This is a genomic window from Nocardia colli (assembly GCF_008704205.1).
Lineage (GTDB): Bacteria > Actinomycetota > Actinomycetes > Mycobacteriales > Mycobacteriaceae > Nocardia > Nocardia colli.
Window position 1 is genome coordinate 70,932 of sequence record NZ_VXLC01000023.1, and the last position, 26,843, is coordinate 97,774.

Annotated in this window: 23 protein-coding genes and 1 riboswitch; of the genes, 2 read left to right on the forward strand and 21 right to left on the reverse strand. The window is 69.4% G+C overall.

All coding sequences use genetic code 11. From position 1 onward, the window contains the following. Positions 1-2 precede the first annotated feature (2 nt). Entirely contained in the window at positions 3-1,544 is a 1,542-nt protein-coding gene (gene crtI, locus F3087_RS35675) for a phytoene desaturase family protein (RefSeq protein WP_150406681.1), read from the reverse strand. 77 nt (positions 1,545-1,621) lie between these two features. Then, a complete protein-coding gene (locus F3087_RS35680; protein WP_150406682.1) occupies positions 1,622-2,773 on the reverse strand; it encodes a polyprenyl synthetase family protein in 1,152 nt (383 codons plus the stop codon). Positions 2,774-2,882: 109 nt separating this feature from the next. Between F3087_RS35680 and F3087_RS35685 the strand changes: the two genes are divergently transcribed. Further along, entirely contained in the window at positions 2,883-3,884 is a 1,002-nt protein-coding gene (locus tag F3087_RS35685) for a methylenetetrahydrofolate reductase (RefSeq protein ID WP_396897602.1), read from the forward strand. Positions 3,885-3,974: 90 nt separating this feature from the next. Here F3087_RS35685 and F3087_RS35690 read toward each other — a convergent pair whose 3' ends face one another. From F3087_RS35690 to F3087_RS35755, 14 genes are all read right to left on the reverse strand, one after another. Further along, positions 3,975-6,002: a CocE/NonD family hydrolase gene (locus F3087_RS35690; protein ID WP_150406535.1), complete on the reverse strand. Its 2,028-nt coding sequence runs from the start codon at positions 6,000-6,002 to the stop codon at positions 3,975-3,977. 392 nt (positions 6,003-6,394) lie between these two features. Then, complete coding sequence (locus tag F3087_RS35695; protein WP_150406536.1) at positions 6,395-7,546, reverse strand: LLM class flavin-dependent oxidoreductase; 1,152 nt, start codon at positions 7,544-7,546, stop codon at positions 6,395-6,397. Continuing rightward, the gene (locus F3087_RS35700) at positions 7,543-8,349 is read right to left on the reverse strand and encodes a DUF1684 domain-containing protein (RefSeq protein WP_150406537.1); all 807 of its coding nucleotides are present in this window, start codon (positions 8,347-8,349) and stop codon (positions 7,543-7,545) included. Before F3087_RS35700 ends, F3087_RS35695 begins: the two co-directional genes overlap by 4 nt. Further along, positions 8,346-9,716 (reverse strand): NtaA/DmoA family FMN-dependent monooxygenase, encoded by a 1,371-nt coding sequence (locus F3087_RS35705; protein WP_150406538.1) that lies wholly within the window; start codon positions 9,714-9,716, stop codon positions 8,346-8,348. The genes F3087_RS35700 and F3087_RS35705 overlap by 4 nt, the downstream gene beginning before the upstream one ends. Then, the gene (locus F3087_RS35710) at positions 9,713-10,840 is read right to left on the reverse strand and encodes an LLM class flavin-dependent oxidoreductase (protein ID WP_150406539.1); all 1,128 of its coding nucleotides are present in this window, start codon (positions 10,838-10,840) and stop codon (positions 9,713-9,715) included. Before F3087_RS35710 ends, F3087_RS35705 begins: the two co-directional genes overlap by 4 nt. After that, positions 10,840-11,079, reverse strand: a complete 240-nt coding sequence (locus F3087_RS35715; RefSeq protein WP_150406540.1) for a hypothetical protein — start codon at positions 11,077-11,079, stop codon at positions 10,840-10,842. The genes F3087_RS35710 and F3087_RS35715 overlap by 1 nt, the downstream gene beginning before the upstream one ends. After that, positions 11,079-12,755: a dipeptide ABC transporter ATP-binding protein gene (locus tag F3087_RS35720; protein WP_150406541.1), complete on the reverse strand. Its 1,677-nt coding sequence runs from the start codon at positions 12,753-12,755 to the stop codon at positions 11,079-11,081. The genes F3087_RS35715 and F3087_RS35720 overlap by 1 nt, the downstream gene beginning before the upstream one ends. A gap of 2 nt (positions 12,756-12,757) precedes the next feature. Continuing rightward, positions 12,758-13,621, reverse strand: coding sequence for an ABC transporter permease (locus F3087_RS35725; RefSeq protein ID WP_150406542.1), 864 nt, complete (start codon positions 13,619-13,621; stop codon positions 12,758-12,760). Next, complete coding sequence (locus F3087_RS35730) at positions 13,614-14,624, reverse strand: ABC transporter permease (RefSeq protein WP_150406543.1); 1,011 nt, start codon at positions 14,622-14,624, stop codon at positions 13,614-13,616. The genes F3087_RS35725 and F3087_RS35730 overlap by 8 nt, the downstream gene beginning before the upstream one ends. A 2-nt stretch (positions 14,625-14,626) precedes the next feature. After that, complete coding sequence (locus tag F3087_RS35735; RefSeq protein WP_150406544.1) at positions 14,627-16,246, reverse strand: ABC transporter substrate-binding protein; 1,620 nt, start codon at positions 16,244-16,246, stop codon at positions 14,627-14,629. Next, positions 16,243-17,355 (reverse strand): LLM class flavin-dependent oxidoreductase, encoded by a 1,113-nt coding sequence (locus tag F3087_RS35740; RefSeq protein WP_150406545.1) that lies wholly within the window; start codon positions 17,353-17,355, stop codon positions 16,243-16,245. The genes F3087_RS35735 and F3087_RS35740 overlap by 4 nt, the downstream gene beginning before the upstream one ends. Before the next feature lie 3 nt (positions 17,356-17,358). Next, a complete protein-coding gene (locus tag F3087_RS35745; RefSeq protein ID WP_223885591.1) occupies positions 17,359-18,318 on the reverse strand; it encodes an ABC transporter substrate-binding protein in 960 nt (319 codons plus the stop codon). A 14-nt stretch (positions 18,319-18,332) separates the two neighbouring features. Beyond that, positions 18,333-19,124, reverse strand: a complete 792-nt coding sequence (locus F3087_RS35750; RefSeq protein WP_150406547.1) for an amino acid ABC transporter ATP-binding protein — start codon at positions 19,122-19,124, stop codon at positions 18,333-18,335. After that, complete coding sequence (locus F3087_RS35755; protein ID WP_150406548.1) at positions 19,121-20,125, reverse strand: amino acid ABC transporter permease; 1,005 nt, start codon at positions 20,123-20,125, stop codon at positions 19,121-19,123. The genes F3087_RS35750 and F3087_RS35755 overlap by 4 nt, the downstream gene beginning before the upstream one ends. A gap of 271 nt (positions 20,126-20,396) precedes the next feature. After that, positions 20,397-20,491, reverse strand: a riboswitch (SAM riboswitch). Positions 20,492-20,880: 389 nt separating this feature from the next. Here F3087_RS35755 and F3087_RS35760 point away from each other — a divergent pair. After that, the gene (locus tag F3087_RS35760; RefSeq protein WP_150406549.1) at positions 20,881-21,603 is read left to right on the forward strand and encodes a hypothetical protein; all 723 of its coding nucleotides are present in this window, start codon (positions 20,881-20,883) and stop codon (positions 21,601-21,603) included. Positions 21,604-21,610: 7 nt separating this feature from the next. On the opposite strand, the gene F3087_RS35765 is transcribed toward F3087_RS35760, so the two are convergent. The 5 genes from F3087_RS35765 to F3087_RS35785 all read right to left on the reverse strand — a co-directional run bounded on the left by F3087_RS35765 (position 21,611) and on the right by F3087_RS35785 (position 26,726). After that, positions 21,611-22,771 carry a glycosyltransferase gene (locus F3087_RS35765; RefSeq protein ID WP_223885612.1) on the reverse strand — a complete coding sequence of 387 codons (1,161 nt, stop codon included), beginning with the start codon at positions 22,769-22,771 and terminating at the stop codon, positions 21,611-21,613. Then, positions 22,750-23,496, reverse strand: coding sequence for an LppM family (lipo)protein (locus F3087_RS35770; protein WP_150406685.1), 747 nt, complete (start codon positions 23,494-23,496; stop codon positions 22,750-22,752). Before F3087_RS35770 ends, F3087_RS35765 begins: the two co-directional genes overlap by 22 nt. 96 nt (positions 23,497-23,592) lie before the next feature. Further along, positions 23,593-24,411 (reverse strand): carotenoid biosynthesis protein, encoded by an 819-nt coding sequence (locus tag F3087_RS35775; protein ID WP_223885614.1) that lies wholly within the window; start codon positions 24,409-24,411, stop codon positions 23,593-23,595. A 103-nt stretch (positions 24,412-24,514) separates the two neighbouring features. Beyond that, positions 24,515-26,080 (reverse strand): phytoene desaturase family protein, encoded by a 1,566-nt coding sequence (locus tag F3087_RS35780; protein ID WP_150406551.1) that lies wholly within the window; start codon positions 26,078-26,080, stop codon positions 24,515-24,517. A gap of 34 nt (positions 26,081-26,114) precedes the next feature. Next, positions 26,115-26,726, reverse strand: a complete 612-nt coding sequence (locus F3087_RS35785) for a GNAT family N-acetyltransferase (RefSeq protein WP_150406552.1) — start codon at positions 26,724-26,726, stop codon at positions 26,115-26,117. Positions 26,727-26,843 lie beyond the last annotated feature (117 nt).

Here is a 26,843-nt window from a genome sequence, read left to right on the forward strand (position 1 = left end):
GGCTAGCCGGTAATGCGGGTTGCCGCCAGTTTTCCGGACAGCAGGGTGGTCGGTACCCCAACGCCCGGCGTGGTGCCGCAACCAGCGATAACTACATTGTCGCTGGAGCGCGGAAAATTGCGCGAACGAAATGGTCCGGTTTGCCGGAAGAGGTGCGCCGCGGAGAACGGGGTACCGGCCAGCATGCCTTGATCCAGCCAGGTTTGTGGCGTGTCCAGATGGTCGACGGTGAAATGCTCGGCAATGCCGGTGTAACCGCGGCTTTCCAGCACTTCGAGCAGTTCACGCAGGTATGCGGGCGCGAGCCGGGGCCAATCCAGGGGAGCGGCGTCCAGATTGGGGCAGGGAGCCAGCAGCGAGAATGGTTCGTGCGGTCCGTCGGCGCGGGTGATGAACAGGCCGGGGTCGGTGAGGGCGGGTCGAGTGAGCAATAGCGACGGGTCGCTCATCAATCGACCGCGGCGCCCCGCGATCTCCTTGAACGTCGTGTCCCACGCGTCGCCGAATTCGATCGTGTGATGCGCCTGGACGGGCCATGTGCGCGCTACTTCGGCTGGGACGGTGCCGTGCGCGACGACCGCGGAGGGCGCGGCCCGCAATCCGCGGCGGCGACGCACGCCGAAGCGTTCGATGGATCCGATATCGGCGGTCAGCACCAGGGCATCGCAGTCGAACGTGCGACCGTCGGCCGTGCGCACCCGCTCGGCTCGCCGCCCCGCGTAGTCCACCCTGGTCACCTCGGTGCCGAGTTCCAGCGTCCCGCCCGCGGCCGTGAACGCCTCGGCCATCGCCGCCGCGATGGCCCGCATCCCGCCTTCGGGGAAGTAGACGCCGAGCGAGGTGTCCATGTGCGGGATCGCGCCGTACACCGCCAGCGCCTCGGCGGGCGCCAGGCCTGCGTACAGCGCCTGGAAGGTGAACAACCGGGCCAGCCGCGGATCCCGCAGGATCCGGTGCACCCGCGGACCGAGCCTGCCGAATCCGCCGAGCCGCACCAAATCCAGGAGGGCACGGCGCTTTTCGGGCACGCGAACCATGTCCAGGGGCGAATCGAAGTTGGTGTCCATGAACTCGCCGAACTCGGCGGCGTAGATCCGCGCCAGCCAGTCCCGCAGCCGTCGATAGCGCCGCGCCTCGGCCGGACCGCAGACCAGCGCGACCTCCTCGGCCATCGCGTCGGCGTCGGCGAACACCCGCAGGGACGCGCCGTCGGCGAACTCGGCGTGATAGCTGGGGGTGAGTTGCTGGATGCGCAGCGCGGGTTTACAGGTCTCCGGTGTCCGCCCGACCGCGGCGAGCGCGTCGGTGATCAGCTCGGGCAGCGTCAACACGGTTGCGCCGGAATCGATCTCGTAATCCGGTCCCTGGTAGCGCCCGACTCGTCCGCCCGGATGATCGGCTCGTTCGAGCAGGGTCACTGTGCGGCCCGCGCCGGTGAGATAGAGCGCGGCGGACAATCCGGCCAGTCCGGCACCGACTACAACGACCCGATCCGTCGGCCCGGCAACAGTTTTCAGCACGCGCGTGACTGACCTGTCCCGCATAGGTGCGCGATCGGCCGGTGCGGCAACGTCTTTCATTCAGCTTCCCCTTTTCGCGGCCCGCGTCGCCGAATGCGCACTCACGCAGCGCGCTTGGTCGCCGCCAATGCCATGGCGCGCAACCGCTCTTTCGAAGCCGGTGTCGCCGTGCTGGTTTCGATCGCGGCCAGGCCGGCCTCGGTGAGCTCGGTGATCCGCCGCTCCACCTCGTCGACCGCGCCGAGTTCGGTGATCACGGCGCGCAGCTTCGCCACCTCGTCCGCGTCCAGATCGGTGCCGATGCTGGTGCGCAGCAGCTTCGCCGCGGCCGGATCGGCCTCGTCGGCCCTGGCCAGCGCCTCGGCGAGCAGCACGGTGCGCTTGCCCTCGCGCAGATCGTCACCGGACGGCTTGCCGGTCACCGCCGGGTCGCCGAATACGCCCAGCAGATCGTCACGCAGCTGGAAGGCGATGCCGATATCGGTGCCGAACAGGCGGTAGGCGTCGACCAGACCCTGGTCGGCGTCGGCGATGGCCGCACCCAGGTGCAACGGGCGTTCGACGGTGTAGGCGGCGGTCTTGTACCGGTTGATCCGCAGCGCGGCCTCGACCGATTCGTCCGCGCCGGCCTCGCCGTGGATGTCGAGCAGCTGCCCGCCGAGCACCTCGGTGCGCATGCCCGCCCACACCGGCGCGAACCGGGCGATCGCCGCCGGATCCAGCCCGGACGCGTGCACCATGTCGTCGGCCCAGGCCAGCGCCAGATCGCCGACCAGGATCGCGACGCTGGCGCCGAAGTGCGCGGAGTCGCCGGTCCAGCCGCGGTCGCGGTGGCGCTGCTCGAAGTCGACGTGCACGGTCGGGAACCGGCGGCGGGTGCGCGAGGAGTCGATGATGTCGTCGTGGATCAGCGCGCAGGCCTGCACCAATTCGAGCGCCGAGCAGGCGGTCAGCACCGCGTCGGCGTCCGGTCCGTCGGCGTCGCCGCCCGCGCCGAGCCAGCCGGTCCAGGCGAACGCGGGCCGGGTGCGCTTGCCGCCGCGCAGCACGAACAGTTCCAGCGCGTCCGCGGCCTCCACGAAGACCGGGCCCAGCTGCTCGACCAGCTCCCGCCGGGTGGCGAAGAACCTGGTCAGCGCGTCTTCCACGGCGGCGACGAAGGCCGGCGTGCCCGGCTGCGGTGCGATGAGCTCGGCCGCCGAGGTGCGGTGAGGCGTCTGGATACCGGATCCGGCGGACAGGGGAGCCTCCAAGGTCGTGCGGGCGATGGGCGCGTGGCGCCACGGGTTTTGTTGCGAAGAATACGCGTACTCGTCGGTACGACCCCTCGGGCCTGCCACCCCTCACCACTAGACTGAACCGGTGACTTTCGACAATGCGCGGGGACCCTCGACCCCAGGCGGTCCGCCCCGGACGCAGCCGGACGTCTCGGCCACCCCTTCCGTTGTCCAGAGTCTGCGGACCCATTCCAGCACCTCGGTGCCGTTCTCGGTGGAGTTCAATCCGCCGCGCGACGCCGCCAACGAGGCCCGGTTGTGGCGGGCCGTGCGCCAATTCGAGCGGATGCATCCGGCGTTCGTCTCGATGACCTACGGCGCGGGCGGATCCACCCGCGATCGCACCGTGCGGGTCACCGGCGAGCTGGCCCAGCAGACGACCCTGCTGCCGGTGGCGCATCTCACCGCCGTGGAGCACAGCCTGTCCGAATTGCGTTCGCTGGTCGGCTCTTACGCCGATTCGGGGATCCGCAACATCCTGGTGCTGCGCGGCGATCCGCCCGGCGATCCGCTCGGCGAATGGCAGCAGCATCCCGAGGGCGTCGCGTATGCCGAGGAGTTGGTGCGCATCGTGCGCGATCTCGGCGACTTCCACGTCGGCGTCGCCTCGTTCCCGCAGGGCCACCACCGCTCGCCCGATCTGGACTCCGACACCGCCTACCTGGCCGCGAAACTGCGTGCGGGCGCGGAGTATTCGATCACCCAGATGTTCTTCGACGTCGAGCACTACCTGCGGTTGCGCGACCGGATCGCCGAGTTCGACCCGATCGAGGGCGCCAAGCCGATCATCCCCGAGCTGATGCCGATCACCTCGCTGCGCACGGTCGCGCGCGCCGAGGAACTCTGCGGTCGCGCGCTGCCGGCCACGGTCTTGGAACGGCTGAACAACGCCGCGGGCGACGATCCGGACGCCAACCACGCCGCGGTGCGCGAGGTCGGCATCGAGATCGCCACGGAGATGGCCCAGCGGCTCATCGACGAGGGCGCACCCTGCCTGCACTTCATCACCCTGAACTTCGCCAAGGCGACCACCGAGGTCCTCACCAACCTCGGCTACGGCGTCACCGCCGCCCCGATCAGCGCCTAGCCCGCACAGCCGCACCACTCTTGATTTCCCGCACCGAAAATCGCATGCAATTTTCGGTGCGGGAAATCAGAAGTGGTGCGGCTGTGGGGGTTACCAGCCGGGGGTGCCGGCTAGGGGGACGTTGACGTAGCTGGGTTCGGATGGGTCCAGTTGGAGGTGCTGGGGTTTGAGTTCGGTTGCGTCCAGTAGTGGGCGGATGGGGAGGCCCTTGGGGTAGTTGCCTGCGAAGATGTCGATCCGAAGCCGGTGTCCCGGTTGCAGTATCGCGTCGGTGGGGGCGAGGCCTAGGTCGAGTTGGGTGGGCTGACCGGGGACGGTGGGCTGTCGAGCGGCGAGGGACATCATCGGGAAGGGATCGGTGTACGCGCCGTCGGGGGAGCGGCGGCTCTTGGCGTCGTCGATGGCGCGCATCGAGGACATCAGCTGGCCGGTGGTCAGTGTCACCGAACGGCCGTCCGGGGCAACATCATTCAGTGTGGCGGTCCAGTAGCCGTCGGTGGCGTCGTGCACCGTGTTCAGGTGCACCGCGATCGGCCCGGAGATCGTCGTCGGCTCGGCCACCGGGGGGCTGGTGAAGGTCAGCCCGCTGAGTTCCTGCACCCTGGCGTCTTTGCCGCAGCCGGAGAAGACGAGGATGCCCGCGGTGCCTTGAACGGCGTCGGCCGAGCAGAGGCTGGCCAGACCGGGCGCGACGGTGAGGCGGGTCGGCTCGGAAGTCGGCTCGGCCGTGAGGGTTCCGTCGTGCACGCTGGTGGTCGTGGTGCCGCTCGGAGCGGCCGACAGATACAACCGGCGATGGCTCGCCTCGGCCCGCGGGAACTGGTCGTTGCTCGTCCAGCCGGCACCCTGCTGCCACATCGTCACCGGCCCGTATCCGTCGATGCCGTTGTCGATTCCCTTGAGCCACTTGTCGAACCACGCGCGCTGCAACACATCGATGCGCGGCGGTTCACCGGCCTTGCCGCGCATGTCGAAGCCCGCGTTCACGTGGTAGCTGTTGCCCATGATCAGCTGCTTCTGCCCGGGCGGCAGCGGAATGTCTTGGTAGATCCGGGGTTCACCGTTGGCGAAGTTGTCGTGCCAGCCGCCGATCACCAGCGTCGGTACCGTGATGCGCTCGGGATGCCCCAGCCACGCTTGACGAATCGGGCTGTCGGGGTCGAGAACGCTCTGCAATTGCGGCTGGATCGCATCGAACGAATCCGTGCTCATCGTCTGAATTCCGACGTCCATGAACGACATCGGACTGGCCAGCCGGTCGGCGAGCCACTGCATGTCGAACTTGCCCTGCATCAGCGACACCAGATCCGGCACGAACTTGGCCACATTCACCGCGAGCAGGTAGGGGAGCAGGATGCCGATGGCCGCTCCGCCGGGGGCGATCATGTCGCGTACCAGGTCGTTGCCCGGCACCACCGGCACGATGGCTTTCAGTGCGGGCGGCTGCTTTTCGGCCGCCTGCACCTGATTGATCGCGGAGTACGAGGCGCCGGTCATCCCGACCTTCCCGTCCGACCACGGCTGCGCGGCCGCCCAGGCGATCACCTCCGGGGTGTCCTGCTGATCCTTCGGCCCCCACGGCTCCCAGATCCCTTGGGAGAAACCGGTTCCGCGGACATCGACCACGACCTGGGTGTAACCGCTTCGAATCAGGTTGGGGTCCACCGCAAAAGCCCGCCCGAACCCACCACCGGCCACCCGCGTCGCATCGGTCAGCGCCTCCAGCGGGGTGCCGGGCAGCTCGAAGTCCCGCAGGAACCCGACGATCGCGTCGGATAACACCGGCACCGACAGCCCCGTCTGCGCGATCATCGACAACAGCTTGGTGTAGGGCGTCAGATTCACGATCGTCGGCAGCGGCGTGCTGACCGGACCGTTCGCGTCCGCAGGCCGGTACACATTCGCCTTCAGCACCGTCCCGTCACTCATGGTGATCGGCACATCCCAATCGATGTGCATCCCCGGATACTGCTGCGGCCCATCGTGCACCGCCGTCCACGCGGCAACACCCGCAGGCGCAGCGGGCACCCCAGGCGCCACCACCACCTGCGAAACTCCAAGCAGCGCAAGAACTCCGATAAGCGCCCTGGTCCACCGACGGGCTGGAGCAATCAACATCGACATCTCCCTCTCCTGATCGGCCAGAAATATACATGCACGCCTGTATGTTTTGACCTGATCGAAGGAACTATGTCGTAGTGCCCAAGAACGCCCCAACACCCTGGGCACCGTACCCAACGCATAGCGCTACGACAGACTCGATCGCCATCCGCTGACCACCGCGGCGCTCTGCCTGCGGCGCGCGTTTTTGCCTGGCGCGCACGGACTTGCCAGCGGTTTTGTGCGCGCGGGCCTGAAAGGCGCGCGGCCGGAACTTATGCCGGGGTCGTGTGCATCGGGCGGCGCGCGTGCTCCGCCTCGTGGTTGTGTCACCTGCTGCGCGCGTATCTGCCTGGCGCGCACGAAACTGTGGGCAGTTTCGTGCGCGTCAGGCAGATTGGTGCGCGCGGTCAGGCGGCGCGGGCGGCGCGCAGGCCCCAGGCGTCGGCGAGGAGGCGGTGGGACTCCAGGCGGTCGGCGTGGTGGTGGGTGATGCTGGTGACGAGGAGTTCGTCGGCACCGGTGACGCGTTGCAGGGCCGCGAGGCGTTCGGTGACCGTGCTGGGGGAGCCGACGAACTGGGTGGAGAGGCGGTCGGCGACGAGGCGGTGCTGCTCCGGGGTGAGCGGAGTGGCGGTGGCGGGGTCGAGGTAGTCGGCCGCGCCGGCGCCGCTGCGGATGCTGTGCACCCAGTGGCCGTAGGTGGCGGCGTGGTGCTGGGCGGTGGCGTCGTCACCGGCGACGACCACGTCCGCGGATACCACCACGTAGGGCTCGGCCAGCAGCGCGGAGGGGCGGAACGCGGCGCGGTAGGCCTCGACGGCGTCCAGGGCGGTGCCGGGCGACACGTGATAGGCGGCGGCGAACGGCAAGCCGAGTTGGCCTGCCAGCACGGCACTTTCGCCCCCGGAGCTGCCGAACAACCACAGGTCGACCTGTGCGCCCTCACCCGGAACCGCGTGCAGCGCAACCCCGTCCTTGCTCACGAAGTGCCCGCCGAGCAGCGCGCGGATCTCGTCGACCTGTTCGGCGAAGTCCTGCGGCTGCGCTCCCTCCTGCTGGAGCGCCGCGGCCGAGGCGAGGAACTTCGATCGGTCGGCGACCCGGCCCGGATCGAACGGCGGCGGTACCACGACACCGTCCCTGATCACGGTCCGCCCGGTCGCCGTATCGACCTTGGGGTGGCTGCCTTTCGGATGCGACGGCTCCGAGCCGTACTGGCTGCGCCGATGACCGGACCGCCCCAGCCCGAGATCGAGGCGGCCGGGGTACAGCGCGTCGATCGTACCGAACGCCTCCACGATCGACGCCGACGTGTGATGCCCGACCTGAACGGCCGCCGACCCCACGCGAATTCGCGAGGTGGCCGCCGCGACGAGGCCGATCAGGGTGATCGACGAAGAACTGGCGACCGACACGAAATGGTGCTCGGCGAGCCAATAACGGTGGTAGCCCCACTGTTCCGCGTGCTGGGCGAGATCGATGGTGTTGCGCAGCGCCTGCTGCGCCGTCGATCCGGCGCTGACCGGAGACAGGTCGAGGATGGAGAGCGGGACCGTCATGAATTCCTCCCTAGCCGTGGATGCTGCTCGCCCGCCTCGATCGCCACGCGCAGCCGGTTCTCCGCGGGCGCGAGCGGGCAGGTCGCGAAATCGGTGAAGGCGCACGGCAGATTGGCCGCGCGGTTGAAATCGAGGCGTACCGTGCCGTCCGCGTCCGGCGCGCCGACCGCGAGCGCGCGGGCCGCCGGGTAGGTGGTGATGCCGCTGGTCGCGTCGGTGAACAGCAGGCGCAGGTCGTTCGGATCGCCGAACGCGATGACTCGCTCGGTCGCCTCGCCGATGGTGAATTCGATGGTGCCGGAAGCGGTGTGGTGATGTTCGAGTCCGTCGACCACCGCGCCGGTGGTCACCGTGCGCTGCTCGTCGAACGGCGTGAACCGCCCCTGCACCACCCAGCGCGGATCGGGCGCGTAGGTGGGAATGCCGTCGAAGCTCGACAGCGTCGGCGCGGCCGGATCGTGCACGCGCACCGCGTACAGACCGGTGCGCCGGATCACCTCCAGCACCCGATGTTCTTGCAGCACACTGAGTCCCGGCGCACCCTCGGCCGGCTTGATGATCTGCACGCCCGCGATGCGCGTGCCGTCGAACTCCAGCCGGTCGGCGGGCTGGGCGGTGATGAACACCTTGTCGTCGGTGACCCACCAGGTGCCGGGCACGTCCGGCAGTCGCTCGGGTTGGTCGGTGAGCCAATGCAATCCGGTCAGGCTGAGGAAGCCGAGCGGATCGCGCAGCTGGTCCTCTCTGCTGTCGTGCCAGTGCGCCCACTCGGTTTCGAAAACGGTGCTGATGCTGGTCGTCATGACGCTCGGGCTCCTTCGTGGGCGGTGGTGTGCTGGTGTGGATGGCGCAGACCGAGATGGTCGCGCAGCGTGGTGCCGGTGTATTCGGTGCGGAAACTGCCGCGCTCCTGCAGTTCCGGGACGACCCGGTCGACGAATTCGTCCAGTCCGCCCGGGGTGAGGTGCGGCACGAGGATGAATCCGTCGCTGGCGTCGGCCTGGACGTAGGTGTCGATCTGCTCGGCGACCGCGGCGGGCGTGCCGACGAACTGCTGGCGCGCGGTGACCTCGATGATCAGCTCACGGATGCTGAGCTTTTCGGCCTCCGCCTTGGCCCGCCAGGCTTCGGCGACCGCGCGCGGGTCCTTGGCGTGGCGGACCCGGCCGCGGGTGATGGCGACGTTGTCGGTCGGCTCGACGTCGGGCAGCGGTCCGTCCGGGTCGTAGCCGGAAAGGTCACGGCCCCAGACCTGTTCGAGGAAGGCGATGGCGGTCTGCGGCCCGACCTGCTGGCGGCGGATGTGGCGGGCGCGGTCCTCGGCGTCCTGCGCGGTGTCGCCGAGCACGAAGGTGGCCGCGGGCAGGATCTTCAACTCCTCCGGTGTCCGGCCGTATTTCGCCAACCGGCCCTTCACGTCCGCGTAGAACCGTTGTCCCGCTTCGAGGGTGCCGTGCACGGTGAAGATCGCGTCGGCGGCGGCCGCGCCGAACTCCCGGCCGTCGTCGGAATCGCCTGCCTGCAACAACACCGGGTGCCCCTGCGGGCTCGGCGGCAGCACGAACCGTCCGGCGATATCGAATTGGCCACCGCGATGCCGGGTTTCGGGAATCTCCCGGGCGAATACGCCGGCGGCCCGATCGACCACCAGGGTGTCGGCGGCCCAGCTGTCCCACAGCTTGCGCGTCACCTCGACCACCTCGGCGGCCCGCTGGTAGCGCTGCGCGTGTTCGAGATATCCGCCGCGCCGGAAGTTCTCGCCGGTGAACGCGTCCGACGAGGTGACCACATTCCAGGCCGCCCGCCCACCGGAGAGGTGGTCCAGCGAGGCGAACTGCTTGGCCAGCTCGAACGGCTCGTTGTAGGTGCTGTTGATGGTGCCCGCGAGGCCGAGCTTGTCGGTCACCCCGGCCAGCGCGTTGAGCACGGTGAAGGTGTCCGGCCTGCCGACCACGTCGAGATCGTGGATGCGCCCGAGGTGCTCGCGCAGCCGCAGTCCCTCGGCGAGGAAGAAGAAGTCGAACAGGCCGCGCTCGGCGGTTTTCGCCAAGTGCACGAACGACTCGAAATCGACCTGGCTCTTGGACGCCGGGTCGGCCCAGACGGTGGTGTTGTTGACGCCGGGGAAGTGCGCGGCGAGATGGATCTGCTTGCGTGGTGTGCCGGTCACGACGGCGTGCCCTCCTGGATCGTGGTACCTGCGTAGCGGCTGACCGGACGCGGCAGCCCGAGTCGGTCTCGCAATGTGCTGGCGGACAGTGGCTTCCGGTCCAGCGCGGCGAGGCGCCGGACGGCCGCCGGTACGGCGAGCGGGCGCAGCACGACGCCGTCGGCCGCGCCGGAAGCGTCGATGGAGCCGAGCAATTCGCGCAAGGTCGCCGGAGTTCCGATGTGGCGCAGGCCGGCCGGAGTGACGGCGGTCCACTGATCCAGCTGAGCCACCTCATCTCGCGCGGCCTCGGCCGAATCGGCCAGATGCACTTCGACATCAAGCAGAACTCGCACGGAATCCGGATCGCGGTCGGCCGCTCGAACGGCCGTGCGCAGCGCCGTCCGCAGCACCCGCGCCGAGTCGAGATCGCTTGCGGCGACCCGGATCAGATCGGCCCGACGCACCGCGACACCGGTGCTCGCGTCGTCGTGCGCCCGGACCGAGACGATCGATTGCCCCTGCGGCGAGCGCGGCGTGATCGACGGCCCCTTCACCGAGAAGTTGTCCCCGGCGAAGTCGATGTAGTGCAGCTTGTCTCGATCGATGAACCGCCCGGTGGGCACGTCGCGGATCTCCGCGCCGTCCTCCCAGCTGTCCCACAGCCGGGTGACCACCTCGATCGCCTCGTCCGCCTCGTGCCACAGCGACGCCACGTCCTGCTCGCCCTTGCGCCCGAAAGCCCTTGCCTGCTCCACGCCTTCGGACACGGTGACCTCCCAACCGGCGCGCCCGGACGAGGCGAAATCGAGACTCTGGATCGCCTTGGCCAGATGGAACGGCTCGGTGTGCGTCACGGGTCCCTGCGGCAACAGGCCGATGTGCCGGGTGGCCGCCGCGACTCGGGCGGCGATCGCCACCGCGTCGAGCCTGCCGCGCGCGACCCCGGGCCCACCGGGCTGCAACCCGAACGAGTCGGGCACGAATACCGCGTCCACACCGGCCGTTTCGGCCGCGGTGACGGCGTCGACCCAGTACGCACCGGTGAACAGATCCTCGGCCCGCGAGTCGTCCCGGCGCCACGACGCCGGATGAATCCCCGTCCCGGCGAGCTCGATCGCCAGGAAGAAGTCGGATTCGGCCATCAGTAGGTTTCCTTCCAATCGAGGCACTGCCGCGCCGCCGGGTGCACGCCCGCGGCGTCCGGCGCGAAGAAGAACGCGTGCTGCCACAGGTCGGTGGCGGCGCTGCGCTCGGGCCCGTGCAGATGGGTGCGCCACCAGCGCTTCGCCCGCGCGGGCAGCGAGCCCGGGCGCTCCGGCCTGCTGCGGCAGTGCGCGGGGCGGTCAGAACGGACGAGTATCCGGTAGGTCGAGTCCGACATCAGGATGGTCCTTTCGCGACGGCGGGAGTGGGGATGGCGGAGAGCAGCTCGCGGGTGTACTCGTGCTGCGGATTGTCGAAAATCGCCGCGGTCGGGCCGGATTCGACGATGCGACCGTGCCGCATGACGGCGACGTGATCGCTGATCCGGCGGACCACCGCGAGGTCGTGGGAGATGAACAGATAGCTCAGCGCCAGCTCGGTTTGCAGCCGGTCCAGCAACTCCAGGATCTGCGCCTGCACCGAGGCATCGAGGGCGGAGACCGGTTCGTCGAGCACCAGCAGGTCCGGGTGCAGGGCGAGGGCCCGGGCGATGGCGACGCGCTGGCGTTGCCCGCCGGACAGTTCCGCGGGGCGGCGCTGCGCGAAGTGCTCCGGCAGGGCCACCTGCTTCAGCAGTTCGGCGACCCGCGCCTGCCTGGCCGCGCGATCACCGACGCCGTACGCGCGCAACGGTTCCTCGATGATCGTGCCGACCCGCCAGCGGGGATCCAGTGAGGAGTACGGGTTTTGGTACACCACCTGGAACCGCTTGCGCAGCAACCGCAGCCGGGTGCCGCGGACCCGGGTGAGCTCGTGTCCGTCGAAGGTGACCCGGCCACTGTCGGGTTCGGTGAGCCGCAACGCGATCCGCGCCGTCGTCGACTTACCCGACCCGGATTCGCCGACCAGCGACAGGGTTTCGCCACGGCCGAGTTCGAACCCGACGCCGGCCACCGCCGTCACCGACCCACCGGCCTGCGCGCGGAACCGCTTGCGCACCTCGCGCAGCGCCAGCAGCGGCGCACCCTCCCGCGGCTTGGGCGTCCGGTAGGCGCCCGCGGGCGCCAGGCTCGGCGACGCGGCCAGCAGCCGCTTGGTGTACGGATGCCGCGGCTGGGCGAGCACGGTCGCGGTCGGCCCGCTCTCCACGATCTCGCCGTTGTTCAGCACCACGATCCGGTCGGCGCGCTCGGCGGCCACCGCGAGATCGTGGGTGATCAGCAGCACTGCGGTGCCCTTGTCCGCGATCTGGGCCGCCAGCTGATCCAGCACCCGCCGCGCCACCGTGGCGTCCAGCGCGCTGGTCGGCTCGTCCGCGATCACCAGCTCCGGCCGGCAGGCCAGCGCGGACGCGATCAGCACCCGCTGCCGTTGCCCGCCCGAAAGTTCATGGGGGTACTGAACTTCCCGAAGTTCGGGTCGATCGATGCCCGCCTCGGCAAGCAGTTCGATCGCGCGCTCCCGCGCGGAGCGCTTGTCCGCGAGCCGGTGCACCAGCAGCGCCTCGGCCACCTGATCGCCCACGCGCCGAACCGGATTCAGCGACAGGCCGGGATCCTGCGGCACGAACCCGATCCGCGCACCGCGCAACCGCTGCAACGCCCGCTCGGACCGAGTGTCGACGACGTGCCCGTCGAACGCGATGGTCCCGCCGCTGATCTCGGCGTTCGCCCCGAGCAGGCCGATCACCGCCTGCGCGAGAGTGGACTTGCCCGAACCGGATTCACCGACCAGGGCCACCACTTCGCCACGCGACACACTGAGCGAGACGCCGTCCAACGCGGTGACGTCGCCGGAGTCCGACCGGTAGCGCACGCGCAGGTTGTCGATCCGCAGCAGCGGGCCCGCTTGCGGCCCCGCGGTTTCGGCGGGGGCGTCGATCGGTTCCGCGCGCGGCGAAGAGGTGGTGGTCATGGCTATTCGTTCCTTCCTACGGCGCGCCCGAGGCGCTGGGCGGCCACGACGACCGCGACGATGACCAGGCCGGGGAGGGTGGTCATCCACCAGGCGGTGGCGAGATAGTTGCGCCCCTCGGAGATGAGCGAACCCCACTCGGGGGTAGGCGGTTTCGCGCCGTAGCCGAGGAAGCTGAGCGCCGAGATGGACAGCACGGCCATGCCGAACTCGACCGCGGCCAGCGCGAGCACCGGCTGGTAGGAGTTGGGCAGCACGTGCCGCAGCAGTACCGTGTACCAGCGGACCCCGGAGGCGTGCGCCGCCTCGACGAACACCTCATGGCGTACCCGCAGTACCTCCGATCGCATCACGCGCGCGAAGTTGGCCACGAGCGAAACACCCACCGCGATCGCCACATTCCGGGTGCCGAAGCCGAGCGCGGTGACCAGGGCCAGCGACAGCAGCAGGGCCGGAATCGACAGCAGCACATCGACCACGCGCATCACCGCGGCGTCGACGATGCCGCCGACCGCCCCCGACAGCAGGCCGAGGACCGACCCGGTGATCAGCGCGATGCCCACCGCGGCGAGCGTGGCGGTCAGCGAGAGCCCGGCGCCGTGCACCATGCGCGTGTACAGGTCGCGGCCGAGATTGTCGGTGCCGAACCAGTGCTGCGCACTGGGGCTTTGGAACTTCTGCGCGGGCACGCCGATCAGCGGATCACCGCCGGCGAACACGGACGGGAACAGCGCCCAGCCGATGGCGAGCAGCACCACCACACCGGACAGCACCAGAACCACGTTGTCGCGCAACCATTTCCACCGCAGTGCCGGTGTGCGCAGGCGGGGCACCGCGCCGCGCCGCTCGTCGATGACGTCAACCATGAATTGCCACCCCTTCGGCAGTGCCGCCGATTCGATCGTCGGCCGCCTCGTCCTTCGCCACCCGCCGCGACCGCGTGGCGATACGCGGGTCGAGCAGCGGATACAGCAGGTCCACCGCGAGATTCACGGAGACGAAGACGACCGAGGTGAGCAGGACGATGCCCTGCACCACCGGAATGTCCTGGGCCAGTACGGCGGTCTGGGTGAGGCGGCCGACACCCTGCCGGGCGAACACGGTCTCCACTACCACCGACCCGGCCAGCATGTTGCCGACCAGCACTCCGGCGATGGTGAAGGTGGGCACGCTGGCCGAGCGCAGCACATGCTTGCGCTGCACCCACCAGCGCGAACCGCCCTTCGCCAGGGCCACATCGACGTACGGCTGACGCCAGGTCGAGGCCAGCCCGGAGGCCAGCACCTGGGCGATCACCGCGCCGATGGGCAGCGCGAGGGTCAACGCGGGCAAGACGGTACCCGCGAACCCGTGCCCGCCGAACGCCGGCGTCAGCCGCAACTTGAACGAGAACAGTTGCAGCAGCAGCAATCCGGTCCAGAAGGTCGGCACCGACACCGCGAGCGAGGGGAGCGCGGTCAACGCGGTCCGCAGCCACGGCCGCCGGGTATAGGTCGACGCGAACGCCAGTGCCACGCCGCCGACGGTCGCGAAAACCAAGGCCAGTCCGGCCAATCCGAGCGTGCCGGGCAGCGCACTGCCGATGGCGTCGGTCACCGGCTGCCCGGTGACGATCGAGTGCCCGAGATCACCACGCACCGCATGCCCGAGCGCGGTCCAATACTGTTCCCACAGCGGACGATCCAGCCCGTAGCGGGCCTGCAACTCGGCGATGGCGGCCTTGTCCACCGGCGTGCCCGCACCGGCGCCGTCGGCCGCGATCGAGATCGGGTCGGCGGGCAGCAGGTAGAGCACGACGAACGAGATGGTGAACGCGGCCCAGAGCACCCAGATCGCCTGCAGGACCCGCAGAGCCAGATAGCGCGCCATGACTACCGCCCGCTCAGCCAGGTGTCGAAGAACTGTAGTCGCGCCGACGCCTCGAACTTCAGATCCTGGGTGGTACTGGCGGCGCCGATGGCCTGGGACAGCTCCACCGTCGGGATGAGCAGCCCGGCATCGAGCACCTGCTGCTGCGCGGTGTGCACGAGACCGTTGCGCACACCGGTGTCGACGGTGCTCAGCTGCCCGTTCAGCGCGTCGTCGAGCGCAGGAATCGGTCCGCGCGCATTGAGATTGCGCCCTTCCAAACCGAACGAGGTGCGCAGAATGTCCCCGTCGGCGCGGGTGGTGTTGCCGTAGGAGCTGTCGAAGTCCTTCGTGTTCTGCCGGGCGGTCTGCTCGGCGGTCGACACCAGATCCAGCTTCAGCTCGACCCCGACCTGGCGCAGCTGCTGCTGCACCAGCTCGATGATCGCTTGATTACCACCGAACACCTGGCTGAACACCACCGAGAAGGACAGTCGCTCACCGTTCTTCGCCCGGATGCCGTCGCCGCCGGGCACCCAGCCCGCCTGGTCGAGAATGCCGCGGGCCTTGGCCGGGTCGTAGGCCAGCCGCGCCGAGAGATCCGCGTAGCCGGGCGTGCTGCTGGCCAGGGGACTGGTCGCGGGCTTGAACTGAGGCCCGAGCACGGTGTCCACCAGCTGCTTCCGGTCGATCGCCGGCAGCAGCGCCTGGCGCACCGCCGGGTCGCGCAGCGGTCCGCGGGTCACGTTGGTCTGAAAGCCGAACGGCACACCGGGATTCGCGGTGCTCAGCACCCGCCCGCCGGCCGCCTCGATCTGCGGCGCGTCCTGCGGCAGCGCATCGCTGATCGCGTCGAGCTGACCCGACGCGAGACTGCCGGTGCGCACGCCGGATTCGGGCACCACGGTGAACTCGATCTTGTCCAGGTAGGCCTCGCCGCGATGCGCGAACACCGCCGAACCCCACTGGTACCCGGCGCGTTTGGCCAGCGTCGCCGACGCGTCCTGGCGGTAGCTCGCGTAGGTGAACGGACCGCTGGCGATGTTGTCGCCGAGGCAGCGCTGCTCGGCCGGCTTGGCGGTGGTGGCCTCGGCCTGGATCCCGAGCTGGGTGGTCGAAGTCGCCTGCAGGAACTGCGCATTGGGCTTGCTGAACTCGACTCGCGCGGTCAATCGGTCCACGGCGGTGGTGCCGACGTAGTTGGTGAGGTAGCTGGAGGCCAGTGCCGCCTTCGCCCCGCCGAGCTTGATCACCGAGTCGAAGGTCTGCCGCACCGAGTCCGCGGTGAACGCGGTGCCGTCGCTGAACGTGACGCCGTCGGTGAGGTGGAAGGTGAACACCTTCGCGTCCGGGGTGACCTCCCAGCTCTGCGCGAGCCACGGCTTCAGCTCGCCGGTCTTCGGATCCTGGTCGGTCAGCGAATCGACGATCTGCCGGGTCACATAGAGGGTTTGGTTGGTACCCGACTGTGCGGGATCCGAGCAGGTCGGCGCCTGCGACAGGCCGTAGCGCAGGGTGCCGCCCGGTTTGGGCGGTCCGGCGTCGCCGCCGGGCGCGGCCGACTCGGCGCCGCAGGCGGTCACGGCGGTGGCCGCCGCGAGGGCGCCGGCCAGCGCGACGATTCGGTGTCGGGTGCGAATCACGAGGTAACTCCAGAAGTTTCGGCGCGGACGGGTGTGTCGCGCGGGTCGAGCTCGGCGGCATCGGCGCCGGTGGCCAACGGGCGGCTGGGAATTCGGCGGCGCAGTTCCGGCGCCACCTCGGTCTGGAACAGCGCGAGGCTGTCCAGGTAGTCGATCTCGGGGCGGCCGTCGCGCTCGGCGGACAGGTGGATCACCTCGTGGCCGAACTGCTCGTGCTGCCTGCCGACCTTGTCGATGACCTGCTCCGGGCTGCCGACCAGAGCTGAACTGCGGGTGACGAAGTCGTCCAGGGTTTCGAACACCACCGGCAGGCCGAGCTTGCGCGCCAACGCGAGTCGCGCCTCGAAGATCGGGCGGTACGTCGCCAAGGCCTGCTGGGAACTACGGGCGACGTGGAAGCCCGCCGTGCCCGCGCCGACCAGCGCGTCGGCGGGGTTGTGCCCGTAGAACTCCCAGCGCTCCCGGTAGTGGCGGACCAGTTCGGCATACGGCTCGATCGGGTTGGTGACGTTCGCCGAGAACAGCGGATCACCTTGGCGCGCAGCCAGTTCCACCGAATCCCGGCTGGTCGCGCTGCCGTGCCAGATCCGGATCTTCGGCTGCCACGGCCGCGGCAGCGCCTTGGCGTTGGTCAGCTCCGGCCGGAACCGGCCCGACCAGGTGACGCTGTCGCTGTCCCAGAGCGCCCGGAACAGGTCGTAGCCTTCGCGATTGCGGTCCCACTGGTCGTCGGTGGTGACGTGGAACAGCTCGGCCTGCGCGGCCCCGTTGCCCTTGCCGATGATCAGTTCGAGGCGGCCGCCGGACAGGTTGTCCAGCGTCGAGTAGTCCTCGAAGGCGCGCACCGGATCCAGCAGGCTCAGCGTGGTTACCGCGGTGAACAGCGTGATGCGGGAGGTGACGGCGGCGATGTGGCTGAGGATCACCGGCGGTGCGGCGGACAGGAACGGATCCTCGTGCCGCTCACCGACGGCGAAGCCGTCATAGCCGAGATCCTCGGCGAGCCTGGCCTGTTCGACGACGTTGAGCAGTCGTTCTCTGGTGCCGGGCAGCCGGCCGGTGCTCGGATCCGGCACCCGGGTGACGAGGGTGAAGAGTAGGAATTTCATGTCTCACCGCTGCTTCGGTAGGCCGGGCGGGTTGATCCGCGACTCGGTGACCTGTTCGGTCTTCAGGCCCCACCGATCGATCACCTGCTGGTAGGTGCCGTGCTCGATGGCGTAGTTCAGCGCGTGCTGGACCGCGGTGATCAGCCCGTTGTTCTTCTTGGTGAGCACCGCGATCTCGCCTTGCAGCGCGTCGCCCGCTCCGGAGAAGGTGGCCAGGATCTTGGTCTGGTTCGCGGTGGCGGAGTGGTAGATCGCGGTCGGGTTCGGGCCGATGTAGGCGTCGAGCCGCTGCGAGGCCAGCGCGAGATAGTAGTCGCTGGTCTTGTCGAAGTAGGCGATGTCGATCGGCGGCAGCTTCTCCGCGGTGTTCTGCTCGTTCCACTTCACCAGCAGCTGCTCCTGGTTGGTGCCGGTGCCGACGCCGATCCGCTTGCCCGCCAGGCTTTTCCGGTCCTTGTAGTCGAGGGTGCTCTGCTTGGGCACCTCGAGTGCGACGGTGTCGTTGCGGTAGGTGGCGAAGTCGTACTTCTCCTTGCGCTCCTCGGTGACCGTCACGTTGGAGATGAACGCGTCCACCTCACCGGAATCGATGCGCACGAAGTTCTGCGACCAATCCGCCACCTGCACATCGAGTTTCAGGCCGAGCACGTCGGCGACCAGCGAGGCGAAATCGACCTCGGAGCCGACCACGGTCTTGTCGTCGTTGGCGTAGAACCGCAGCGGCGGCGCGGTGCCGGACGCGCCGGTCACCACCAGGGTGCCGCGATCGCGGATGGCCTGCGGCACCTCGGCGGCGATGCTGTCCACCTTGGCGGCGCGCACCCGGCCGGTCTGGGCGGCGGACAGATCGAAGGTGATCGCACCGGCGGGCTGGGCCGCGGACTCCGCTTCGGGATCGGTGCAGCCGGTGGCCAGCAGTACGACCGCGGTCGCGGCGGCGGTGGCCAGGGCGGAGAGCTTCATCGGATACCTGTTCATCAACGGACTCGGGAAAGGAAGGCGCGGGTGCGCGGGTGTTCGGGATGGTCGAGGACGGCCTCGGGCGGTCCCTGCTCGACGATCGCGCCGGCGTCGAGAAACACCACGGTGTCGGCGATTTCGCGGGCGAAGCCGATCTCGTGCGTGACGATCACCAGCGCGGTGCCGCCGTGTGCGAGGTCGCGGATCACATCCAGGACCTCGCCGACGAGCTCGGGATCCAGCGCGGAGGTCGGTTCGTCGAACAGGATCACCCTGGGGCGCAAGGCAAGTGCGCGGGCGATCGCCACTCGCTGCTGCTGCCCGCCGGAGAGCCTGCGCGGGTAGGCGCCGGCCAGCTCGCCGATGCCGACCCGGTCCAGCAGCACCCGCGCCTCGGCCTCGACCGCTGTGCGGTCGCGTCGCTTGCCCCATGTACGGCCGGGGCCGGATGCGGACAGCGGTGCGATGGTGACGTTGTCGAGCACGGTCAGATGCGGGAACAGGTTGAACTGCTGGAAGACGAACCCGATGCGGGAGCGCTGCTTGCGCACCTCGCGGTCGGGCAGCGCGTGCAAGGTGTTGCGGCGCAGCCGATATCCGATCAGTTCACCGTCGATGTGCACGGTGCCCGCGTCCAGCGACTCCAGGTGATTGACCACCCGCAGCAGCGTGGACTTGCCCGAACCGGACGGGCCGATCACCGTGACCACCTCGCCGGAGCGCACGGTCAGGTCGACGCCGCGCAAGACCTCGTGCGCGCCATAGGATTTGCGGACGCCGCGGACCTCGACGGCGAGTGCGGCGGTCATCGGGTCGCTCCTCGTGGTGCGGTGGAACCGGATTCGGCGACCTCGCGCAGCTTCTGCCAGGCCCGCTGCACCGGCGACGGCGGTGGCGTGCGCTGGGTGCCCTTGGCGTAGTGACGCTCGATGTAGTACTGCGCCACCGACAGAATGGTGGTGAGCACGATGTACCAGGCGGTGGCGACCAGCAGCAGCGGCACCACCCGGCCGTTGCGGCCGTAGATCACCTGGACCTGGTAGAACAGCTCGGCGATCGCCATCACCGACACGATCGAGGTGCCCTTGAACAGGCTGATCACCTCGTTGGTCGCGTTCGGCAGGATCGAGCGCATGGCCTGCGGGACCACGATCGAGCGGAACTGGCGCACCTTCGGAATACCCAGCGCGGCAGCCGCTTCCAGCTGGCCGGCGTCGACGGAGATGATGCCCGCGCGGATGATCTCGGCCGAGTACGCCGCCTGATGCAGCGCGAGCCCGATCACCGCCGCGGTGAACCCGCTGATCACGCCGTTCACCTCGAAGGTGAAAAACGCGGGGCCGAACGGGATTCCGACCGAGAGCGTGTTGTACAGGTAGGCGATGTTGAACCAGAACAGCAGCTGCACGATGAGCGGAATCGACCGGAACGCCCAGATGTAGCACCACGAGATCACCCGCAGCACCGGGTTGTTCGACAGCCGCGCGATAGCCAGCGCGGTGCCGAGCAGGAAGCCGAGCGCGGTGCCCCAGGCGGTGAGTTCCAGCGTCACCTTCAGCGAGGCCAGCACCGACTTCGCGGTGATGTACTTGGCGAACGTCGGCCAGTCCCACCCGGGATTGGTGACCAGGCCATGGACGAACTGGGCCAGCAGGATAAGCGCGACGGCGCTGATCACCCAGCGCCATGGATGCCACTGCTTGGCCACCTTCGGCGCGGAATCCGCCGGTGTCGCGGCAGAGTCGTCCTGCAGGGGGTCGGGATGGACAGCGGCCTTGTCGACGGCATCGGGTGCAACAGATGCACTCATGACTCCGCCTCGCTGGCGCTCGGCTCCGTCATGACTGCATTGGCAGCTGTGCCTTTCGGCCGCTCGCTGCGCTCACTCATGGTCGTGGTCCTTCGGAAGAACGAACGAGACCGCGCCACATCGGGCCGCGGTCACATCACCCGGCCAGCGACGGGTGCAACGAACTGGCTGCGGGTCAGCCCCGACAGCTCGCGGACGTCACTTTGCATTGGTCGATATGTCGGCGGCCCCAACGGGTGCCTCGGGCAGCGGCGATTCGCACTTCGGTTCTCCTCCATCGGTCCCGGCGGAAGCACCCGCACCCGGTGAACCGGGGGGTTGCTGCGACGTCGACGAGCCAGGTCTCTCGGTCGCTCTGGATGGTTGTCGCCGATCCGGACAACGGACGATGTCAGGGTCGAGCCGAATTATCATGCCCAGCAGGGGAACCCTTAGGCAAGGGAAGCAATCATCGTGAGCGTAGATCTTGCCGCGGCCCGGTTCGCCGGGTAGATCGGATAGCCGGATATGCGCTGGCACAGTCTGATCGGTGCCGGTCGGCGTTCGCGGTGCGGGCGCTCACATACTCGGGCGGCTCCGCCGGGAAGCAGCATACGGCCTACTGCACGCTGCCGAGTGGGGACCCCGCGATCCGGGCGTCGCCACTGCGGCCCTGGGGACACGCCGATAGCTTGCCGTGGGTAATACAACCAGTTCAGCGCGTTTGCCGGAGTACCGTCAGCCTTCGATTGCGTCGACGATGAGAAGAGGTCTCCATGGCCGTACCGCGCCGTCTGACCGTATTGTCCGCTGTCGCGATCTGCTCGGTCGCGCTGGTGCTCGCGGCCCCGACCGCGGGCGCGGTCCCGACGCCACCCGCCGCTCCGGTCCCGCCGGTGGTCACCGACCGTTCCGGGCAGAACGGCGCCGTCGCGCCCGGCGATCTGTTCGGCGTCTACAACGCCGCGATCGACGGCCTGCGCGCCTTCGGCATGCAGCCGTTCCTCTACCCGACCGCGGCCGCGTACTGCCTCAACGGCAACTCCCTGGGTCTGGCCCCGGCCGTGGCCGGCGCGGTGCCGGGGCCGTGGCCCAAGACGTCGGTCACCATCCCCGGACTCGACCTGTCCGCCGTCAAGGCCGGGCAGACCATGTTCACCTTCGTTCCCTACGGCCTGAACCAGGACGGACCGGACACCACCGGCATGCAGGTGGCCTGGCTGAACGTGACCAGTGGTCGCGGCGGGCTCGCGTCGATGGGCCCGCTGTCCACCATCCTGCGCGCGATGATCCCGGCCGAGGTGCCGATCGCCCTGCGCCCCATCGCCGAACGCGCCATCCAGGACTTCTTCTTCGCGGCCCTCCCGATGGGCGGCGTGCGGGCGGTGCCGGTCGATACGGGGCAGGGCACCGTGCTCGCGGCGGTCTTCGGCACCGTCGAGAACGGTGGCAAGTCCTGTTTCTTCCTGCCGACGGTGGGGATCACCGAGGTTCCGTAGCGAGGCATCAGGTGTTGAGCGCGCGGTGTTTCCAGCGCAGCGTGCCCTGCCGCCGGGCGCGCTGGGAACGTGCCCACAGCGTCAGATAGGCGGCTACGGAGAATGGATGCGCCAGTGCCGCAAGGACATCGGCGGAGCCGAGCCTGCGGGTTTCGAGCGACCGCGCCAGCAGCCTGCCGGTGACGGCGGCCGCATAGCCGGCCACACCTGCGCGGCGGACGGCCCCACGACCCCCCAGAGCCGCCAGTGGCGGCACCCAATAGGCCAGGGCGGCAATCGTTCCCACGGCCGCACCGCCCGCGATGGTGCCGCCGTACGCGGACCACAGCCATCGGGTGTATCCGGCGTCGAGTTCGGCTGCGCTCTCGTACATGCGAGTGCTTGCCATGCGTCCCGCGGCGACGAGTGCGGTGGGTTGCCCTGCGCGGCGCAGCGTTCGGGCGAGGTCGAGGTCTTCGGTGACGCTGGCGGCCACCGCCGAGTGTCCGCCGACGGCGCGATATGCGGCGGTGTCGAACACCAGAAACTGGCCGCAGGCAACGGAAGTCGACGGTCGCAGGCTCCGGTTGGCGGGTGCGATCGGTAGCGTCGCCGCCCACGACCAAGCCAGCAACGGCTGTACCAGGGCCTCGGTCAGCGACTCGGCCCGTTGCCTCGGCCACGGAGATACCAACGCGACCCGGCGCTTTCGCAATTCGGTGACCGCCGCCGCGATCGCGTCAGGTTCCAGCCGCACATCCGCGTCCACGAAGACCAGGACCGGCGCGACCACCGATTCGGCCAATCGCGCGCACGCGGCGGCTTTGCCGGTCCAGCCGGACGGAGGTTCGGTGTCGTTGCGCAACACCGTGATTCGCGGATCGTCACCGGCCGCCTCGACTGCGGCCGCGAACGTGTCATCGCCCGACGCGTCATCGAGAATCACGACACTCATCCGCGCGACCCCGCGCTGCGCCCGCAGATCCGCGATCAGCCCGGGCAGCCGCGCGGCCTCGTCCCGAGCCGGTACGCACACCGCGACCGGCTCGATCACGCTGGTCGCGGTATTCGCCAACTGGCGCACCGTGATCCGGTTGTAGAGCGCGATCCCCGCGCCCAGCACCGCGATCCCGGCGCCGGCCCGAACCGTGCCCCGCCGAACGGAACTCAGCGGTTCTGCTTGACCGATTTCCACCAGCGACTCCAGGAGAGGCCGGTGGGCGCGCCGGGCGCGGGCGGGTTGCGGTCCATGTAGGCCATGGCCGCGATGATGGCGGCGACGGCGAGGGTGATGCCGCCGACGATGCCGGCCCAGCCCGCGAACGAGCGGGTGTTCGGGTCGGCGTAGCTGACCTCGGCGCGCAGCGTGGAGACGTCGCCGGCGGGCAGCTTCCAGGACACGATGTTGTCGCCCTCGCGGTTGCCGTTGGTCTTGGCCACGCGGGCCGGGAACGCGATGGTGAACTGCACATCGGAGCCGTGCGGCGGCACGGATTTCAGGTCGACCCGGCCGGTCAGGCTGACCAGATCGCCGGCCCGCTGGAACTGCAGTTGGAACATGCCCTGGGTTTGCTCGGACAGCTGACCGAGCTGGCCGACCTCGCCGAACGACATGTCCTCGAAGAACACCTGACTGCCGACGTACCCATCCTGCGAATAGGACTCCACCCGCACCTTCGCGGCGAGCGAGTCCGGCGCCTTCAGCTGCGGGCCCTTGTCATTGGGTTCGGCGGGCACCACCGCGGCGACGATCCGCCCGGAGACGCGGTCGTTGGACGAAACACCCATCGACACCTGCACCCGCAGGCAGCCCGCGAGGACGGGCACCAGCATTGCCGCGAGCAGAACGGCCGCGGCGACACGCACGCCAAGGCGGCGCGTCCGCGGCGACGGTAGTACCGGGGCATCGGGCATCGTGGTGACGGGACTCGGCTGCACGGGGACATCGTGCCAGGCCATCCGTCCAGATGCCCACGCGACGGGCGGAACGAGGCGCGCGATGTGTCCCGGCTAGCCCGCACGCTCCGGTCGCGGGCGGGAAAAGCGCAGGTGACGCAGCAGCGGGAGGCCCAGCACGGCGAGCCCGACGCCGCCGTAGCACGCCGAGATCGGCAGCCCGAGAAACACGGCGTGCGCGAGCGCGGAACCGAGCCAGGTCCACAGGAAAACCGCCACCGGAACGGATATCGCGGAAACCTTGTCCAGCCCTGCTGACGGATTCGGCGGGATATCCAGCCCCACTGACGCAGGCACCGCTCGATCCAAGACGGTCAGCAACGTACCCATGAGCAACGCCACCGTGAACCAGCCGAGATAATTCGTGACCGGAATCTCGGGCAGGCCGGGCAGTCCGGAGTCGGTGTCGCACCACGTCCACTGCCCGTCGGCGACCATCTGCGGGTCGAGGAAAAGATCCCAGCCGACCGCGCCCACCGCGGTCAGGCCGATCCGGGACAGCGCCCGCCGCGACAGCAGCCCCGCGACCACCCAGATCGGATACAACCCACCGGTCCAGGCCAGCGGAACCACCAGCGGAACCCCGCTGAGCGCCGGCCCCAGCCGATCGACCGCGTAGTCGTAACACCCGAACGGCACACCCGTCGCGGTCCCGACGACCTCGGCAGCCAGCCCGAGCCCCGACACGACCACCAAAACCCCGGCCGCATAACGAATCCCACGCGTCGCGGTCGCGTGCGCCAACGCCGTGCCCGCCGACAGCAGCACAACCGCCACCGTGACCCGATCCCGCGCATCACCGGACGTCAGCGGGTACGCGATCTGCACCAGCACCAGCGCCACCGCAAAGCCCACCGGCGCAAGCCGGCGCACTGTCCCATGTGCGCCACTCACAGCCGCACGCCTTCTGATTTCCCGCACCGAAAATCGCATGCGAATTTCGGTGCGGGAAATCGAAAGTGGTGCGGCTGCGTGGTCATCGCTTGCGCAGCAGCGGGAATCGGCGGCGGCGCAGGTCGCGTAGGGCCAGGGTGGCGGCGCTGCGGCCGCTCGCGCCGGAGACGCCGCCGCCCGGGTGGGTGGACGCGCCGGTCAAGTACAGCCCGGGTGCGCCGGGCACGCGCTGGCCGGACAGTTCCGGCAGCGGCCGCCACAGCATCATCTGGTCCAGCGACATCTCCACGTGCATCACATTGCCGCCCAGCAGCCCCATCTCGCGCTCCAGATCGACCGGGGTCTGGACGAACCTGCGCAGCACGGAATCGGCGAAACCCGGTGCGTAGGAGTCGACTTCGGCGATGATCCGATCCGCCTCCCGCTCGGCGTGCGCGGCCCACTCGCTGCCGTCGGCCAGCCGATACGGATGCCACTGCGCCCACAGCGAGAGCTGATGCTCGCCGGGCGGCGCGATGCTCGGGTCCAGCGCGCTGAAACTCATCGCCAGCACGACCGGCCGCGGCGGCAGATCGCCGGCCGACGCGGCCCCGTACGCGAGCCGGAGCTGCCGCCGGTCGGACACGAGAAACTGCAGGCCACGGGCGGATTCGCCGACCGAGCTGCCGAGGTAACTCGGCAGCGACCGGGTCGCCACCCGCACCACCATGCCGATGCCCGGCCCGACCCGAATGCGCCGCCGCCAGTCGTCGAGCACGGCGGCGTCGAATCCGCCCGCGCGCAACAGATCCAGCGTGGTCAGCACGTGCGGGCCCGCGATAACGGTGTCGGCGTGGAGGTTTCGCCCCGACGCCGTGCGCACCCGCCAGCCGTCCCCGTCGCGCCGCAACTCGGTCACCGCGTCACCCGCCGTCACCACGCCACCATCGGCACGCAGCCGCCGCACCAGCGCCGCGGACAGCGCGCCGCTGCCGCCGACCGCACGACCGGGCGGCAGCGTGTGCATCAGCGCGGCGAACCCCACCATCGGCGCGGTGCCCGGCTCGGACATCGGGGGACCGGACTGCGCACCGAACCAGGCCAGCGAGGCCTTGAGCCGTTCGTCCTGAAAGTGCGTGTCCAGCAACGCATCCCCGGACTGCAAGAACTCCCGCGACAGCGCGCTCCCGCCGTCCTTCGCGTCCAGCCCCCAGAACGACCGCAGCAACCGTCCCGGCGTCGGCCCGCCGCCGAACGCGCGCATCACCCTGGCGCTGCGCGGCCCCCACACCTCGACGAACCGCCGATACGCCACGGCATCTCGTTCGCCACAGGCGGCCGCGATCGACGCACAGGTCGCATCCAGATCGCGATGGAACACCAACGGCGCGTGTCCCGCGAAACCCGGCGTGAAACCCCAAGGGTCGCAATCGATATACCGCAGCCCGAAGCGGTCGAGTTCGAGTTCCTCGATGATCCCGGTGTGCCGCACCATGATGTGCGCCGACGACCCGCGATCGACCAGATGCCCGGGAAACCGCTCGACCGTCGACACCGCCCCGCCGAGCACCTCGTCGCGCTCGAGCACCTGCACCGCGTGCCCGGCCCGCGCGAGATAGCAGGCGGCGACCAGCGCGTTGTGCCCCGAGCCGACGACAACGACCGTCACGTGACCCTCACGCCGGTACCCCGAAGGCTCAGTGTCACAGCGGCAGCCGTCGTCCGAGGATGGCGAACGGCCGATTGTCGCCCGCGAACACGAAATTCCGTACCACGTCGGTGAATTCCTGCCGCCGATACAGCCGCCAGGCCCGGTTGTCCTCGCCGGCCACCTCCGGGGTGGACAGCAGCACCGCCTGCTCCGGCCGATCGCGCAGCAGCCGTTGCAGCAGTGTGGCGCCGATGCCGAGACCCTGTGCCGACGGGTGCACGTGCAGCTCGGTCAGCTCGAAATAGTCCGAAAGCAGTTCGCGCGTCGAATGTTCCGGCCAGCCGGAGCGCCGCATCCCGCTGTGCACCTGCTGATGCCACCACTGGTGCGCGGCGCCGCGGTAGCCGTAGGCGATCGCCACGATCGGCGAGGAGCGTAGGTCGACGTGCCCCGAATCGTCGGGCACCACCGCGGCGACGGCCTGCCAGCCGGGGCGGGTGGTGTGCTCGGTCCACATCGGCGCGCGATGGTGTTCGGTGCCGCGCGGATAGTCCATCGCCGCGACATACACCGCCAGCGCATCGTGCAGCCGGGAGCGCAGTGCCGCGACGGAGAGGTCGACGACGACAGGTGCGGGGGTGTGATTTGGCTTGACGGCGGTCATGGCTCTCGTCGGGTCCACTGCGGGCGCGGAAGTTTGTCGGTGGGTGTCTCTATATTCGAACTCAATTCAAACGTTCGAATGCCTGTTCGATCACACCAAGGCGGTGTTGGCCCACAG